At 60.8% G+C, this 14305-nt stretch carries 14 protein-coding genes; 13 read left to right on the top strand and 1 reads right to left on the bottom strand.

Annotation, left to right across the window (positions count from 1 at the left end):
• Positions 1-16: 16 nt before the first annotated feature.
• The 8 genes from ACILSR_RS13970 (at position 17) to ACILSR_RS14005 (ending at position 5344) form a co-directional block, all read left to right on the top strand.
• Positions 17-463, top strand: coding sequence for a four helix bundle protein (locus ACILSR_RS13970; RefSeq protein ID WP_395750396.1), 447 nt, complete (start codon positions 17-19; stop codon positions 461-463).
• Positions 464-506: 43 nt separating this feature from the next.
• Positions 507-1361, top strand: coding sequence for a DUF58 domain-containing protein (locus tag ACILSR_RS13975; RefSeq protein ID WP_395750397.1), 855 nt, complete (start codon positions 507-509; stop codon positions 1359-1361).
• Positions 1358-1822: a hypothetical protein gene (locus ACILSR_RS13980; RefSeq protein ID WP_395750398.1), complete on the top strand. Its 465-nt coding sequence runs from the start codon at positions 1358-1360 to the stop codon at positions 1820-1822. The genes ACILSR_RS13975 and ACILSR_RS13980 overlap by 4 nt, the downstream gene beginning before the upstream one ends.
• A gap of 145 nt (positions 1823-1967) precedes the next feature.
• On the top strand, positions 1968-2510 hold the full coding sequence (locus tag ACILSR_RS13985) for a hypothetical protein (protein WP_395750399.1): 543 nt from the start codon (positions 1968-1970) through the stop codon (positions 2508-2510).
• A gap of 23 nt (positions 2511-2533) precedes the next feature.
• The gene (locus tag ACILSR_RS13990; RefSeq protein ID WP_395750400.1) at positions 2534-2686 is read left to right on the top strand and encodes a hypothetical protein; all 153 of its coding nucleotides are present in this window, start codon (positions 2534-2536) and stop codon (positions 2684-2686) included.
• On the top strand, positions 2683-3129 hold the full coding sequence (locus ACILSR_RS13995) for a hypothetical protein (protein WP_395750401.1): 447 nt from the start codon (positions 2683-2685) through the stop codon (positions 3127-3129). The genes ACILSR_RS13990 and ACILSR_RS13995 overlap by 4 nt, the downstream gene beginning before the upstream one ends.
• Before the next feature lie 38 nt (positions 3130-3167).
• Positions 3168-3353, top strand: coding sequence for a hypothetical protein (locus ACILSR_RS14000; protein WP_395750402.1), 186 nt, complete (start codon positions 3168-3170; stop codon positions 3351-3353).
• Positions 3350-5344, top strand: coding sequence for a BatA domain-containing protein (locus tag ACILSR_RS14005; protein WP_395750403.1), 1995 nt, complete (start codon positions 3350-3352; stop codon positions 5342-5344). Before ACILSR_RS14000 ends, ACILSR_RS14005 begins: the two co-directional genes overlap by 4 nt.
• 22 nt (positions 5345-5366) lie before the next feature.
• On the opposite strand, the gene ACILSR_RS14010 is transcribed toward ACILSR_RS14005, so the two are convergent.
• Entirely contained in the window at positions 5367-5564 is a 198-nt protein-coding gene (locus ACILSR_RS14010; protein WP_395750404.1) for a hypothetical protein, read from the bottom strand.
• On the opposite strand from ACILSR_RS14010, the gene ACILSR_RS14015 reads away from it, so the two are divergent.
• The 5 genes from ACILSR_RS14015 to ACILSR_RS14035 all read left to right on the top strand — a co-directional run bounded on the left by ACILSR_RS14015 (position 5565) and on the right by ACILSR_RS14035 (position 14268).
• Complete coding sequence (locus tag ACILSR_RS14015) at positions 5565-7769, top strand: hypothetical protein (RefSeq protein ID WP_395750405.1); 2205 nt, start codon at positions 5565-5567, stop codon at positions 7767-7769.
• Positions 7770-7807: 38 nt separating this feature from the next.
• Complete coding sequence (locus ACILSR_RS14020) at positions 7808-8062, top strand: hypothetical protein (RefSeq protein WP_395750406.1); 255 nt, start codon at positions 7808-7810, stop codon at positions 8060-8062.
• Positions 8052-8474, top strand: a complete 423-nt coding sequence (locus ACILSR_RS14025) for a PIN domain-containing protein (protein WP_395750407.1) — start codon at positions 8052-8054, stop codon at positions 8472-8474. The genes ACILSR_RS14020 and ACILSR_RS14025 overlap by 11 nt, the downstream gene beginning before the upstream one ends.
• Positions 8475-8572: 98 nt before the next feature.
• Positions 8573-11920: a hypothetical protein gene (locus ACILSR_RS14030; protein ID WP_395750408.1), complete on the top strand. Its 3348-nt coding sequence runs from the start codon at positions 8573-8575 to the stop codon at positions 11918-11920.
• Positions 11917-14268: a hypothetical protein gene (locus tag ACILSR_RS14035; RefSeq protein WP_395750409.1), complete on the top strand. Its 2352-nt coding sequence runs from the start codon at positions 11917-11919 to the stop codon at positions 14266-14268. The genes ACILSR_RS14030 and ACILSR_RS14035 overlap by 4 nt, the downstream gene beginning before the upstream one ends.
• The last annotated feature ends 37 nt before the right edge of the window (positions 14269-14305 follow it).

The raw sequence follows: 14305 nt of genomic DNA on the forward strand, positions 1-14305 counted from the left end.
TCCAATCGCGCCTGTTATGCCTTACTCACTCTTTGATCACGAAAAGCTGGATGTTTACCGGCTCGAACTCGAGTTCATCTCGTGGCTGACAGATCTATTTGACGAACTGCGCGAGAAGAAAACCGCCCGACTTTCCGAGGTGCTCGACCAACTCGACCGCGGCAGTCTTTCGCAGCTTCTCAATACCGCTGAAGGCAATGGCAAGCGTGTCAGTCAGCTTCGCGCCCGATTTTTTGACGATGCCAGAGGTTCGACGACTGAGTGCGCCGCATGTTTAGATGCACTTGTGGCCAAACGAGCGTGTGGGTCGAAGCGAATCGAGGAAGGAAAAGCGATGCTGGTGCGGATCGTGAGCATGCTGACGAAGCTGGTGGATCGATTTGATGACGCATCGGGCGTGGCGAGGGCTCAAGGATCGAGGACGAGGACGAGGACGAAATGGGAGGGACGCGAACATGGCTGAGAATTCTCGCTCCTTTCTAGACCCCGCGGTCCTGTCGCGCTTGATGGCACTGCCTCTCAATGCGCGTCAAGCCATGCTCGGCGGCGTCTCGGGCAAGCACCGCAGCCCCGTGCGCGGCTCTTCGCTGGAATTCGCGCAGTACCGCAAATACGTCCCCGGCGACGACACTCGCCGGCTCGACTGGCGAACGTGGGGTCGCAGCGATCGCTTTTACATCAAGGAGTTCGAGGCGGACACCAATCTCCGCCTCTGCCTCCTCATCGATACCAGCGGCAGCATGAACTACGGCCCTGCGGGTGCCACGCGCTTTGAGTATGCGCGCAAGCTCGCAGGCACGCTGGGCTATATCGCCGCGCAGCAGGGTGATGCCGTGGGCCTCTGGAGCCTCGCCGAAAAGCCCGTCGAGATCCCTGCCAAACGGGGCGCCTCCCATCTCGGGCTCGTGCTCGATCAAATGTCAGGCATTCAACCGGTCGGCGGCACCACCCTGCTCACCGCGCTGCACGATGCGGCGGAAAAGATCCGCCAGCGTGCTCTCGTGGTGGTCTTCTCCGACCTGTTTGTGCCGCCTGTGGAATTGAAGTCAGCCATCCAGCATCTGCGCTTTCGCAAACACGACATCGCCATGTTTCACCTGCTGGATCAGCAGGAGCTGGACTTCGACTTCGATCGTCCCGCGCGCTTCATCGACATGGAAGGCGGTGAGGCCATTCTCGCCGACCCCAGCCTCATCGCGCGCAACTACCGTGAGGCCGTGCGGCAGTACATCCACGAGATCGACGACCTCGTGCGCACCACCGGCATGGACTACCACCGCGTGAAGCTGCACGAGAAGTATGACGACGTGCTCGCGAAGTTTCTGCTGGCGCGCATTGAAAAGAAAGGGGGGCGGGGATGAGCAACGCCCTCATCAATTCTCAGACATCACGCAGGCCGCACTACAGCTTCATGCGGCCCGGGGACTTTGTGAGACTGCTTTTTCTAACAGCGCTCACCGCCTATTTGTTTCGAGCCTCTTTAAAGCCAGACGGCATTCATATTGGTCCAAGTCTTGGTGGAGCCGTTGTTTCGCTGCTTTGCCTTGCCTGGTTCACATGGCTCCGGCACGCACGAAGACATGTGTGCGAAAACTCGGGCGAATTCATGTTCGCAGCTTTCACACCCGCCGCTGCAATCATGATTTGCGAGCAAATAGCCAGCGACAGTTTGGAACGCTGCTGGCCGCTTGATTCAGGCTTCCTGCTTTTGCTATTCTATTTTGGCTATCTCATATGGCAAGCCCCCGGCATGACTCGCGAATTTGCGATCGAAAAAGCGTCCTGCGAGGACAAACACTTTGCTGACCAACGCGGACTATGACCTCCATTGTCATAACTCTACTTTTCGCTCTGCCGCTCGTGCTGCTTGGCGTGGCCATGCGTTTGATCTGTCCGCACTGCCGCGTGGCATTTCAAGAAAAGCGAGTGCCAGCCTTCGCCCGAATCCAAAAGAAAGGGGGGCGCGGATGAAGCGCGCGCTGTTTCTCTTGTCTGCACTGGTGGCTGTGCATCTCCCGGCATCAGGCCAGACCTCATCAAAAACTGCGGCAGCGGACACACCCTGGCCGCACGCCGCTTATGACAAAGTGATCGGTTATCACTTTGAGAACCCGAACCACAGCACCTTTGTGGCAGAGGCTGTCACTGCCTCGACGGTTGCCAGATTGAGCAAGGTGAAAACGCAGGAGGTCACGCTCGATGACAAGCAGGCGAAGGAGCTTCTTGCTGCCACCTTTGATGCCGCCAAACCCGTGAGCCTGGCCTTTTGCTATGACCCCCATCATGTCTTTGTCTTTTACGCCAAGGACACACCCGTCGCGGCCATCGAGGTCTGTTTTCACTGCATCACCGTACAGTGCTGCCCCAAGAATGAGCAGGTGCACCACAATGACTTCGTGAAGCTCACCCGTCTGTGCCAAGCACTGGGATTTAAGGAGCATGTTTCCCATCAGCCCGAGGCAATAGGACAACCGCCCAAAAACATCGAAGTCCCTCCTGGACTCCGCTGACACCCCTTCGTGCCACTCCACCCATGACCTTCCTCGCTCAAGCTTCTGTCTATGCTCTGCAAATCGTGCTGCTGGCACTGGTGATGCGTTTGATCTTTTTGCATTGTCGCGTGGCATTTCAAGAAAAGCGGGCGCCCGCTCTGGCCCGAATCAAAAGGAAAGGGGGACGGGGATGATGCGGAAGCTGCTGCCAGCCTTATTTCATTCGTCGGCACCGCTCAAGATTCTCGAGCTCGTGCTCGTGCTGTTCGTGTTTTTTGTACTGGGCGCATGGCAGATGTACATGGGCTGGCAAAATCCTGATCATGTCGGGTGGACCACCAGCGGCACCATCCTCATGACTGGCATGATCGGCTGCACCTTTCTGATTTGGCGGAGACGGAAGACCAACTATAGCGGGACCTCGGCCATCCTGTTCTTCATGCAACTGGCGAATGCTGCCGAAGGCTTTCTCAAATGGCAGGCGCATCAAAAGGGTGCCACATGGCCGACGGTGAACTGCGCTCTGGCAGTCGTTTTTCTTGTTTTGATTTTTTGGCAGGAAAAGAACCGCCGCAAAGAAGCCGACAGGGATGCAGCCTGTGAATTTAAGATCTTCGAAATGGAGGACAGGCTATGACGAGCATGCCCTTGCCGAGAAAAGCCGCCAACCTCGCCATGGCGCTCGCACTGCTGGCGGGAGTGAGCGGGCTGCTGGGTGTGCCTTTGGCGCCTGATCAGGCCTCTTTTTGGTTTCAGCTGCTGATGAGCCTTGGGTTCCTGGCATCCGGACTCCTTCAATGGAAAGCACGTCGTCAATTCAACGCTAAGACCGAGGCTCTTCGAGCTCAGCACACGCCATGACTTTCCTCGCTCCAGCACTTCTTTACGCCCTGCCGCTCGCGCTGCTGCCGGTGGTCATTCATTTGATCCACCTCTACCGCCGGCGTCAGGTGAAGTGGGCGGCCATGATGTTTCTGCAGATGGCGCAGCGCATGAACAAGGGGCTCTCGCGCCTGCGGCAGATTTTGATCCTGGCTTTTCGCGTGCTGGCCGTGGCGGGGATTCTGTTTGTCATCACGCGGCCCATGGCGGGCGGCTTGCTCGGACTCACTGGCGGGGTGCCCGACACGGTGGTCATCCTGCTGGATCGCTCCGCCAGCATGGAGCAGCAGAACCTGGCGACAGGCACGAGCAAGCGTGCGGCGGGCATCGCCAAACTCGCACAGGCGCTGCGCGATACGGTGGGCGTACGCTCGAAACTGGTGCTGATTGAAAACGGGCACCTGCAACCGCAGCTTTTGGAGAAGCCGGAGTCGCTCATTGATCTGCCGCTGACCGGACCCACGGACACGGCGGCGGATGTGCCGGCGCTGCTGCAAGGGGCGCTCGATTACATCACCACCAATCAAACGGGCCGCACGGATGTGTGGGTGCTGAGCGATCTGCGTCAGAGCGACTGGGATGCGGGGAGCGGGCGGTGGCAGTCGCTGCGCAGCGCCTTCGCCACCCTCAAGGGACTGCGCTTTCACCTGCTGAGCTATGCGCAGCCACTTGCACAAAATCTTTCCGTGTCCGTGGAGCATGCCACGCGACATGAAACCGCGGGCAAAGCCGAGCTGCTGCTGGATCTGCGCATCACCCGCGATGCGGCCACGCACGATCCTGTGGAGCTGCCCGTGCGCTTTGTGATCAATGAGGTGAGCACCACGCTCAAGCTTGAGATGAAGGATTCCCAGCTCGTGCTGCAAGGCCATTCCATCCCGATCGACAAAGCCACCAAACGAGGCACCGGACGTGTGGAGCTTCCCGCCGATGCCTCGCCTGCTGACAATGTGTTCCATTTCGTCTTTGACGAACCCGCCGTGCTGCAGTCGGTGATCGTGAGCGATGACGAAACGGAGGCCGGCCCGATGCTGGCTGCTCTGGAGGCCGCCGCAGATCCTGCGCGCAAATACGCCGCCAAGGTGCTGCCACCGGCACGCGCCGCCGAGATCGCCTGGGATGATGTGGCCCTGATCGTCTGGCATGCGGCGCTGCCGAAGGCGGATGATCTGGTCTCCAAGCAGCTGGCAAATCACTTGAGCGCAGGCCGCAGCATCCTTTTCCTGCCCACTGAGTCCGCCGGCACCGAGACCTTCGGTGGCCTGCATTGGGGCGCGTGGAGCAGCGATGCCAAACCCTCCACCGTTGAGTGGTGGCGCAATGACACCGGCCTGCTCGCGAACACCCGCAGCGGCACCGCATTGCCGGTGGGCGATCTCGAAGTGAGCCGCCGCTGCGAGATCCTCGGCGAAGGCACGCCTCTTGCCCGGCTGACCGGAAACACTCCCGTTCTCATGCGTGCCGATATTCCCGGCGACGGCAATGCGTGGTTCCTCGGCACGCTGCCCGGTTCCGGTTCCTCCAGCCTTGCTCGTGATGGTGTGGTGATGTTTGTGATGCTGCACCGTGCGCTGCAGGATGGCGCCCGCAGCCTGGGCAAGGCGCAGCAGCGTGAGGCTGGCGCAACCGCGCTGGGGGCGGGGGACCTGAGCGCCTGGAAACGGCGCGGCGCCACCGTGCTGAGCTCCGAGCAGCCGCTGCGCGCGGGTGTGGTGGAAAATGGCGACAGGCTCATCGCGCTGAACCGGCCGCTGACTGAAGATCATCCCGAAACGCTGGGCAAATCGGCGCTGTCGGAGCTGTTTGCTGGACTGGATTACCACGTGATTGAAGACCAGGTGGAAAACAACTCCAGCCTCGCGAGCGAAATCTGGCGGACGTTCCTTTTCCTGATGGCTCTCGCGCTTCTGGGCGAGGCGCTGCTGTGCATGCCGGGCAAACGTGAAACTCAACCCGCTCCTGCGCGATGACTTTCTTTTCCTACTCGTCCTCCTACTCGAACTCGTCCTCGATTTTATCGGGTGCGATGGGTGTGGGATTGACGAGCTGCTTCCAAACTTCGCCAGCGAGAAGTTGGAGGCGGCTCGAACATTCCTCGCGCCCATGTAAGTTTGATCGGTCGAGGACGAGTTCGAGTAGGAGGACGAGGACGAGGACGACGACAAGCGCTGGAGGAATTGGCTTATTCAAATGACACCCACCACATCACAGCTCGTCTTCAATCCTACTCCGGTCGCGTTCGGCGTTGGGGTGGCGTTTGTCGTGGCGATCGCGGGGCTCGCGATCATGGCGTGGCGGCGCAGCGGCTACCGCGCGGTCATGGGGTGGCTGGAGCTGCTGCGTGTGCTTATTGCCATCGGCATCGCGATCACTTTGCTGCAGCCCGAGTGGCTGGAGACATTCAAGCCTGAGACGAAGCCGACGCTGGCGGTGCTGCACGATGTGTCCGGGAGCATGAGCACGAAGGATGTCATCGACAAAACACAGCCGAATGCGGAGCCCAAATCGCGCAAAGAGATCGCCAGGCCTTTGCTGGACGCGAAGCTGTGGGGGCCGCTGAAGCAGCGCATGGACGTGGTGATCGAACCTTTCTCATCCGCGCAGACGCCGCCCACGGAAGGCACGGACATCCATGCGGCGCTGGCAGGGTTGCTGGAGAAGCAGCCGAACTTGAAGGCCGTGGTGCTGATCAGTGATGGGGACTGGAACACGGGTGCTGCGCCATCGCAGGCCACCACGAGGCTGCGCATGCGCGAGGTGCCGGTGTTTGCGGTGCCCACGGGCGCGGAGACGCGGCTGCCGGATGTGGAGCTGAGCAGCTTCGACGTGCCCACTTTTGCAGTCGCTGGAAAGCCGCTGCGCATTCCCTTCACCATCGACAGCTCGCTGCCGCGCGATGAGGTGGTGATGCTGGAAATGAAATCCTCCAGCGGCGAGATCGTCACCAAGGAAGTCACACTGCCGGCGATGGGCCGGTATCAGGACGCCATCGCGTGGAAGCCGGAGAAGCCAGGCGAGGTAAAGCTCACCCTCACCATCCCCAAGGCACCGGCCGAGCGCTACCCTGAAAACAACTCGCAGGAGGCCCCGCTCTCCATCCGCAAGGAGCAGCTCCGCGTGCTCGTGATCGAATCCTTCCCGCGCTGGGAATATCGCTACCTGCGCAATGCGCTGGAGCGTGATCCAGGGGTGGACGTGAACTGCCTGCTGCTCCACCCAGGCCTGGGCAAAGTGGGAAATGGGCAGGGCTATTTGAAAACCTTCCCGAAAGATGAGGAGCTGACGAAGTATGATGTCGTGTTCCTCGGCGATGTGGGCCTGGAGAAAAGCCAGCTGAAGTCAGAGCAATGCATCGCGCTGCAAAAGGTGGTGCGTGATCAGGCCTGCGGCCTTGTGTTCATGCCGGGCTTCCATGGTTTCCAGGCCACCCTGCAGGAGACGCCTTTGGCGGAGCTGCTGCCCGTCGTGTGGGATGCCGCGCAGCCTCGTGGCTGGGGATCCTCCTCGCCGGGCAAATTTGCACTCACAGAGGCCGGCACTCACAGCCTGCTGACCAAGCTCGAAGACAGCGACGAAGCCAGCGCCCGCGTGTGGGGAAATCTGCCCGGCTTCCAGTGGTACGCCCCAGCCCTTCGCGCTAAGGCCGGCACCGAGGTGCTGGCGACTCACGGCACGGAGTCAAACCAGTTTGGCCGTGTGCCGCTCATCGTCACCAAAACTTACGGCGCGGGCAAGATTCTCTTCATGGGAACGGATGGCGCGTGGCGCTGGCGCAAAGGCGTGGAGGACAAATACCACTACCGCTTCTGGGGCCAGGTGGTGCGCTGGATGGCCTACCAGCGCAATATGAGCAGCGGCGACAAGATGCGCCTCTTTTACTCGCCTGACCGCCCGCGCACGGGTGAGGTGCTCACGCTCAATGCGAACGTGATGAGCGCCACGGGCGAGCCGTTGCGTGAAGGCGCGGTGATCGCGCAGATCGCGGCGCCGAGCGGCAAGGTCAGCAGCGTGCGCCTCATGCCCGCCGGAGAAGAGGCTTGGGGATTGTTCAATGGGGTCTTCAGTCCGGTGGAGCCGGGGGAGCACATCGTGCAGCTGAGCTGCGCGGAGGCGGGGTCGAGCTTGGAAACGAAGATCTCCATCCAAGGCACCAGCCGTGAAAAGCGCGGCCAGCCGGCGCGGCTGGATGTGCTGCGGGAGATTTCCCAGTTTACCAAGGGGAAGATGCTGGATGCAAACGACCCCGCGGCCATCGTCGCGGCGATCGCGGCCATTCCGGAGCCTGCTGTTCAAGAGCGCAGGCTGCAGATCTGGTCCCACCCCGCCTGGGCGGGGCTGCTGGTACTGCTGCTGGGCGTTTTCTGGGTGGGGCGAAAGGCGGCCGGGGCGTTCTGATGATTGACCCTCCTCATGATTTTCCGTATCTTCAGCCTATGACAACGTTCACTGTGACCTTGAAAGACGAGAGTGCTTTGATCAAAGCGGCACAGATCGCGAAACTTCAAAACACCTCGGTGGATGAGTTGATCGGCGGCTTTCTGGTCAGCCTAACCGATGAAAGCCATTCCAACGAAACAGGGGTCAGCCGCAGCCGCGCCGTGGAAGAACTCCGCAGCAGCTTTCAGAGCATGAGCCGCCCGCTCGGTGGCAAAGGTTATTCTTCGCGCGACGAACTTTATGAGCGCTAGCCGCTTTATCGACACCAATGTGGTTGTTTACGCCTACGACAGCTCGGACGTCGTCAAGCAGGCCAAGGCCCAGCAGACATTGACGGACGCAGTGGCGCGGGGAGACGGAGCCATATCCACCCAGGTTTTTGGTGAGTTTTTCCACACCGTCGTCATCAGGAAAAAACTCATGGATGGCAGCGATGCTCAGAAGATCATTTCAACTCTCGAAGCAGGACTCGAAGTTCACTCAATTACCCCACCACTGGTGCGAGAGGCTGTCATGGTGCACCAGCGGCACCAGCTCAGTTACTGGGATTCGCTGATCATCGCCACGGCACGACATTCTGGCTGTGCTGAAGTTGTCAGTGAAGACATGAACCCTGGCCAGGACTACGGTGGTGTCGTCGTGTTAAATCCATTCAAGCCCTGACGCCTTAAGAAAATGCGGGGAAACTTAAGCCCGGGGCGCTCTAATTACCCAATCAAAAGCTCGTCAGCGACGTTTCTTCAGGATAACATTTCCCAATTATGAAAACCGAACTGCCGGTCATCCTCGAAACAAAGCTCGCGGATTTTCGCAAGCGCGTCTGGATCGTCAAACTCACCGAGGGTCTGCTGGCTGCGGCGTTCGGCATCGTGTTGTCCTACATTCTGGTGTTTGCGCTGGATCGCGTGATGGAGACGCCGGCATGGCTGCGCGCCGGTCTGCTGATCGCGGGAGCTGCGGTGCTCGGACTTGGGCTGCCTCTCAAGTGGCACCGCTGGGTGTGGCGCCAGCGCAGTCTGGAAGATGCGGCCCGTTTGCTGAAGCGCACCTTTCCCCGCCTCGGCGATCAATTGCTCGGCATCGTGGAACTCGCGCATGTGGAAGCCGGTTCCGCAGGTCGCAGCGAGCGGCTGGTGCAGGCGGCCATGGATCAGGCGGCGGAGGCGGTGAAGGACAAGGATTTTTCCCACGCCGTTCCGCAGGCAAAACATTTCCAGTGGGGCTGGGCCGCCGGTGTGGCGGCCATGCTCGCCGTGGCCGCTCTGACCTTGGTGCCAGATGCCGCATGGAATGCCATGGCGCGCTGGGCCACGCCGTGGCGTGATGTGGAGCGCTTCACCTTTGCAAAGATCGAAACCCTGCCCAGGAGGCTCGTGGTGCCGTATGCGGAGCCGTTTGACCTGAAGGTGCAGCTGAACAAGGACACGCGGTGGTCGCCCTCCGCCGCACAGGCGCAGATCAGTGATCAGCCTGTGGTGGTGAGCGGTCTCACGGAAGGGGCTTATCCTCTGGCTTTTCCGCCGCAGAAAGAGGATGCGTCGCTGTCGCTGTCTCTCGGAGACATCCGCAAGACGGTGAGCGTGCTGCCACGCACGCGGCCGGAACTGACGGCGCTCTCTGTGCGCACACGGCTGCCAGATTATCTGAAATACAAAACGGAACCGGTGATCGAAGTGCGCGGTGGTTCGGTCAGTGTGCTGAAGGGTGCCAGGGCATCGCTGGAGGCGACCGCTTCGCGGGACCTGGCTTCCGCCGAAGTCGATGGCGAGGCGGAGAAAGTTGCCGGCGCCAAGGTGACGACGCCTTTCCATGAAGTGTCCGCAGATGCCGAAAAACGTGTGATGTGGAAGGACCAGGATGGTCTCACCCCACGGGAGCCGCTGGTATTAAAGATCAACGCCATTGCCGATGAAGCCCCCCGCCTGGCCGCACGCCGCGAGACGCAGGAGCAGGTGGTGCTCGATTCTGAAGTCGTCGTGTTTGACCTCGATGTGCAGGACGACTTTGGCATTCAGCGCACGGGCTTGGAATGGCACAGCGTGAATGATGACAAGACCAGGGGAGACAAGATCGCTGCTGCCGGAGAGCCGGAAAAAAAGACGCTGTCTTCCAAGGCCACCTTCTGCGCCAGCCGTGATGGCGTGGCACCGCAGACGCTCGAAATCCGTGCCTGGGCGGAGGATTACCTGCCCAGCCGCAAGCGCTCTTACTCCACCGCTTTCGTGCTGCATGTGCTGAATAAAACAGACCACGCACTGTGGCTGACCGAGCAGTTTGGCAAATGGCTCGAGGCCGCGCGCGAAAGCTACGAGCGCGAGCAGCAGCTGCACGCCACGAACAAGGAGCTTCGCGCACTGAATCCGGCGGAGCTGGACCGCCCGGAAAACCGGCGGAAGATCGCCCAGCAGGCCAGCGCGGAGAACGCGAATGCCTCGCGCCTCGGCATGCTGAACCAGAGCGGGCGCAGCCTGGTGGAGCAGGCCACGCGGAATGATGAGTTTGATGCCAAGCGCCTTGAGTCCTGGGCCACGATGCTGAAGTCCTTGCAGGACATCTCGGCCAAACGCATGCCCAGCGTGGCGGACCTGCTGAAGCAGAGCTCAAATGCCCAGAACGTCAAGGCCGGTCAGGCCACGGCGGGCACACCACCATCCAATCAGTCGCAGCAGCAGCAGTCGAAGGAAGGCAAGCCGGGCGAGGGCAAGTCCTCTGCGGGCAAGCCGAGCGCTCCGCAGCTCGCCAACGGGCCTGATCTGCCGAAGGCTTCACAGGGCGGCAAGGCCTCCGATGAGGAGCAGAAGAAGGACAACATGCCGAGCATCTCGGACAAGGAAGGCTCCATGAGCAAGGCAGAGCCGCAGCCCGCTGATCCCAATGCCAAGCCTTCACCGCCGAAGCCCAGCACCATGAAGCTGCCCACCACGCAGATGGCGGCAGCGCCGGGCGGGAAGAAGAAGGATGACAAAGCCGAGGACAAGCCGCAGGACCCGCCAGCCTCCCAGGCTCAGAAGAAAATGCAGGATGCTCTCGATGAGCAGCAGCTGCTGCTGGCCGAGTTTGCGCGGGTGTCGGACGAGCTTGGCGCCATCCTGGCCAGCCTGGAAGCCAGCACGTTTGTGAAGCGCCTGAAGGCCGCCTCCCGCCAGCAGCTCGTCGTGTCGAAGGACCTCAACACCAAGACGCTCAGCGCCTTCGGACTGGACCGCCAGCCGGTCAAAGATGCAGCCGCGATCGCCGAGAACGAAAAGACGCAGAGCGAAACCGTGCGCGTCATTCAGAGCGACCTGGAGGCTTACTTTGCGCGCAAGCCGGACATGCACTTCAAGAACATCATCGGCCAGATGAAGGAGACGCAGGTCGTGAAGATGCTGACCTATCTGGGCGATCAGGCGGCGGTGAATCTCAGCGGCAACAGCATGGCCGGCGCGGAGTATTGGGCGGATACGCTTGACCGCTGGGCGGAGGAGATGGTGGCCGCCAGCGAGTGCAAATCCTGCAGCAGCTGCAGCTCCGACAGCCTGCCGCCGGAGATCGTGCTCAAGGTGATGAAGTCCCTGCGCGATGAAATGAAGCTGCGGGACGAAACGCGCGAACTGGAAAACGCCAAGGCCGCCCTGAAAGTAGGCGAGCATCTCAAGAAGTCATCCGTCCTGGCCTCAAAGCAGTTTGGCATTCAGGCCAACACCCGCGGCGCATTCGATGACATTCTGCGCCTGCCCCAGGGGAATGAAAAGTTTGGCAAGGAGCTCAAGCTCCTAAATGCCGTGATGCAGGTCATGGATGAAGCAGCGGGCATTCTGGACAAACCAGACACCGGTGCCCCGGCCATCGCCGCCGAGACGGAAGCCATCGAGCTTCTGCTGCAGGCCAAACGCCAGGGCAAAGGCGGTGGCGGCGGCGGGGGCAGCCCCGGCGGCGGCAGTGGCGGTTCTGCCACGGGCGATGCAGCACTGGCCGACCTTGGCCCCGGCTCTGATGCAGACGCAAATGTGAACGCACGTCCCGTGGGCCAGGCCACGGGCAAGGCAGGCCGTGAGCTGCCGGAAGAATTCAAGAGCGGCCTCGACGCCTACTTCAACAAGCTGGAAGCCGGAGGTGCGGGCAAATGATCAAGCTGCTGCTGCTGTCAGCCGTTCTGACAGTTTCTGGAATCACACAGGCGCAAACTCCCTCGCGCGCCGACCTGAAAAAGCCGCTTTCAGAACCGGTCGAAAAAGTGCTGGCAGACTTCGTGCAGTCCTGCGTGCCGGAAAAGAAAAAGCAGCTCGCCACACGAATGGAGGAGGTGGTCAAAAACATCGGCGCCACCGTCGAGCTGACGCCCGAGGAGAAGAAGGCGCTCGAGACTGCCTCCCAATCCGCGGTGGAAACGTCCGTGAAGGCGTGGCAGCCGCTGGCCGTGATGATGATGCGCACCTATCTGACCCGCACCTCAGACGCCGCGGCCATCCGGCACATCGGCATGTGGAAGCCCGAGGTGGCGGGTCCCAATGAGCCGGTCGAAGACTGGACGCCGCCAGATGAAATTGAATCCTGGCTTTCCACCTTGAAATCCACTCTCGGAGAAGCCCGCTACGCCACCTGGCATGAGGCGGATGACAAGGTCCGTCAGCAGGTGGACAAGGACATCGCCACCCATCTCGAACGCTGGGTCCGTGAATCGCGCGGCCCCATGAATGAAGACCTGCGCGCCCGCATTGAACTGATGAAAAAGAAGCTCGCGCTCTCCGAGGCTCAGGTCACCGCACTGAACAAGGCCGCGGAGGATCTTCTGGATCAGATCAGCAGCTCGGAGAGAAAACGCGCCACCGGCATGCTGCGGACCCTGCCGCCCGAAGCCCGGGAGAACATCATGGGCCGCAGCTACTTCTACATCCGCTTTGACCGTCCTCGTGGAGAGGTTTGGGACAAAGCCTGGGATGTCGCCGCCGCAAAGGTGCTTCCTGAAGCCATGATCTCCCAGTGGCACAAGTCGGACGTTGAGGAGCGCACCCGGGCGGAGGCCGAAGTCGCGGACATGATCAAGCCCTCCGAGCAGCAGGCGCAGCAGCAGATGGAGATGGCCCTCGCCACGGAAATCGACGGCATGGTCATGGCGCTGAATTTGAACAAGGAACGGCAGCAGGCTCTCGAAAAACTGTCCAAGGAAGCCATTCAGGAATCTCTCAAGCTGGCGCGCAAAGGCTGGCTGCAGCAGGCAAAGAATTATTCCGCCACCGAACGCAAACGCATCCGCGGCAACGTCTACTTCGGCATCAATGAAGAGCAGATGGCCGTAAGGCTTCCCTTCTGGCTCGACGGTGTCAAAAAAATCCTCTCGGAGGAGGAGCGCAACCGGATGGCCACAGAAAACAAGGAGCGTGAGCAGCGCGGCTGCCTCGCGCTCGCCCGCGCCTGTCTCACGGAGATGGACAAGATGCTCGGCATGAACCAGGACCAGCGCACCAGGCTGGAACCCCTGCTGGCGGAGATGATGCGTCCTCTCATGGAGCAGCGGCGTCAGCAGTACTGGAGCTACAATGTCATCCAGCTCTACCAGAACGCCGGTAAATTGGGCGAGTCCAAAGTCCGCGCCATCCTGGACGACACCCAGTGGAAGCACTGGAGCGAGCTCATCGCCCCCGGCGGCAGCACATCACGCTCCGCCATGCCGGATGCGAATGCCACCTTCAAGGAGGTGCCGGACATGGAGCTCGCGATCTCCCAGCACCTTTACAAAATGTATGTGGCGGAACGGAAACGGACGCTCGCGGAGATGATGCCTCAGGTCGAGGAAGCCACCCGCCTCCTTTCCCTTCCTGAGCCTGCGGTGGAGAAGCTCACCACCGCAGCCAAGGGCGCCGTGGAGCACAGCCTCGCCTACTGGCGCCAGTTCACCGAGAATTTCGTGCGCCAGAGCGTGATGACCGCCAACCCCAGAAACGTCATGCAGGCCCTCGCGGGAACCGAACGGGCCAGCCTCAGCCGCAACGACATCAGGCCGCAGAACACAGACGTGTGGAAATCCGCCCTGCAATCCGTCCTCAATGAATCTCAGCGGAAAAAACTCGAGCAGGTCGCCGCAGAACACAGCAGCTACCGGCTCAAGGCCATGGCGGCCATGAGCGTCTCGGAGCTTGACCGTCGCCGCAAGCTTTCCGCCGGTCAGTGCGCCAAAATCGAAACCGCCATCCAGAAAATACTCGATGAGTACCTTCCGGACATCGAGCGCTACATGTCACAGCAGTGGTTTTTGCAGTACTACTACGCCCTCGTGCCCGTCGCCGGCGTTTCCGAAAAAGACATGCAGGCCATCCTCACGCCGGAGCAGTGGAAGCTCTGCAAGGAGCGCGACCTCCCGGATGCCATGCAGTACTGGGAGGGCATCAAGAACAATCACGACCAGCGCATGAAAAAAGGCGCTCAGGCCAATGGCAACCGGATCATCATCAACGGCGGCATTATTTTCGATCAGTGAGTGCGCAAATGGCAAATGACGAACGCGGAATGAATCA

Source organism: Prosthecobacter sp. (genome assembly GCF_044222565.1).
In the GTDB taxonomy this organism is placed as follows: Bacteria; Verrucomicrobiota; Verrucomicrobiia; order Verrucomicrobiales; family Verrucomicrobiaceae; genus Prosthecobacter.

Bases quoted from the DNA above. Each gene is read 5' to 3' on its own strand.
- ACILSR_RS13975 (WP_395750397.1), top strand. From the start codon at position 507: ATGGCACTGCCTCTCAATGCGCGTCAAGCCATGCTCGGCGGCGTCTCG.
- ACILSR_RS13980 (WP_395750398.1), top strand. From the start codon at position 1,358: ATGAGCAACGCCCTCATCAATTCTCAGACATCACGCAGGCCGCACTAC.
- ACILSR_RS13990 (WP_395750400.1), top strand. From the start codon at position 2,534: ATGACCTTCCTCGCTCAAGCTTCTGTCTATGCTCTGCAAATCGTGCTG.
- ACILSR_RS14030 (WP_395750408.1), top strand. From the start codon at position 8,573: ATGAAAACCGAACTGCCGGTCATCCTCGAAACAAAGCTCGCGGATTTT.
- ACILSR_RS14035 (WP_395750409.1), top strand. From the start codon at position 11,917: ATGATCAAGCTGCTGCTGCTGTCAGCCGTTCTGACAGTTTCTGGAATC.
- ACILSR_RS14025 (WP_395750407.1), top strand. From the start codon at position 8,052: ATGAGCGCTAGCCGCTTTATCGACACCAATGTGGTTGTTTACGCCTAC.
- ACILSR_RS13995 (WP_395750401.1), top strand. From the start codon at position 2,683: ATGATGCGGAAGCTGCTGCCAGCCTTATTTCATTCGTCGGCACCGCTC.
- ACILSR_RS14020 (WP_395750406.1), top strand. From the start codon at position 7,808: ATGACAACGTTCACTGTGACCTTGAAAGACGAGAGTGCTTTGATCAAA.
- ACILSR_RS13985 (WP_395750399.1), top strand. From the start codon at position 1,968: ATGAAGCGCGCGCTGTTTCTCTTGTCTGCACTGGTGGCTGTGCATCTC.
- ACILSR_RS14015 (WP_395750405.1), top strand. From the start codon at position 5,565: ATGACACCCACCACATCACAGCTCGTCTTCAATCCTACTCCGGTCGCG.
- ACILSR_RS13970 (WP_395750396.1), top strand. From the start codon at position 17: ATGCCTTACTCACTCTTTGATCACGAAAAGCTGGATGTTTACCGGCTC.
- ACILSR_RS14000 (WP_395750402.1), top strand. From the start codon at position 3,168: ATGGCGCTCGCACTGCTGGCGGGAGTGAGCGGGCTGCTGGGTGTGCCT.
- ACILSR_RS14005 (WP_395750403.1), top strand. From the start codon at position 3,350: ATGACTTTCCTCGCTCCAGCACTTCTTTACGCCCTGCCGCTCGCGCTG.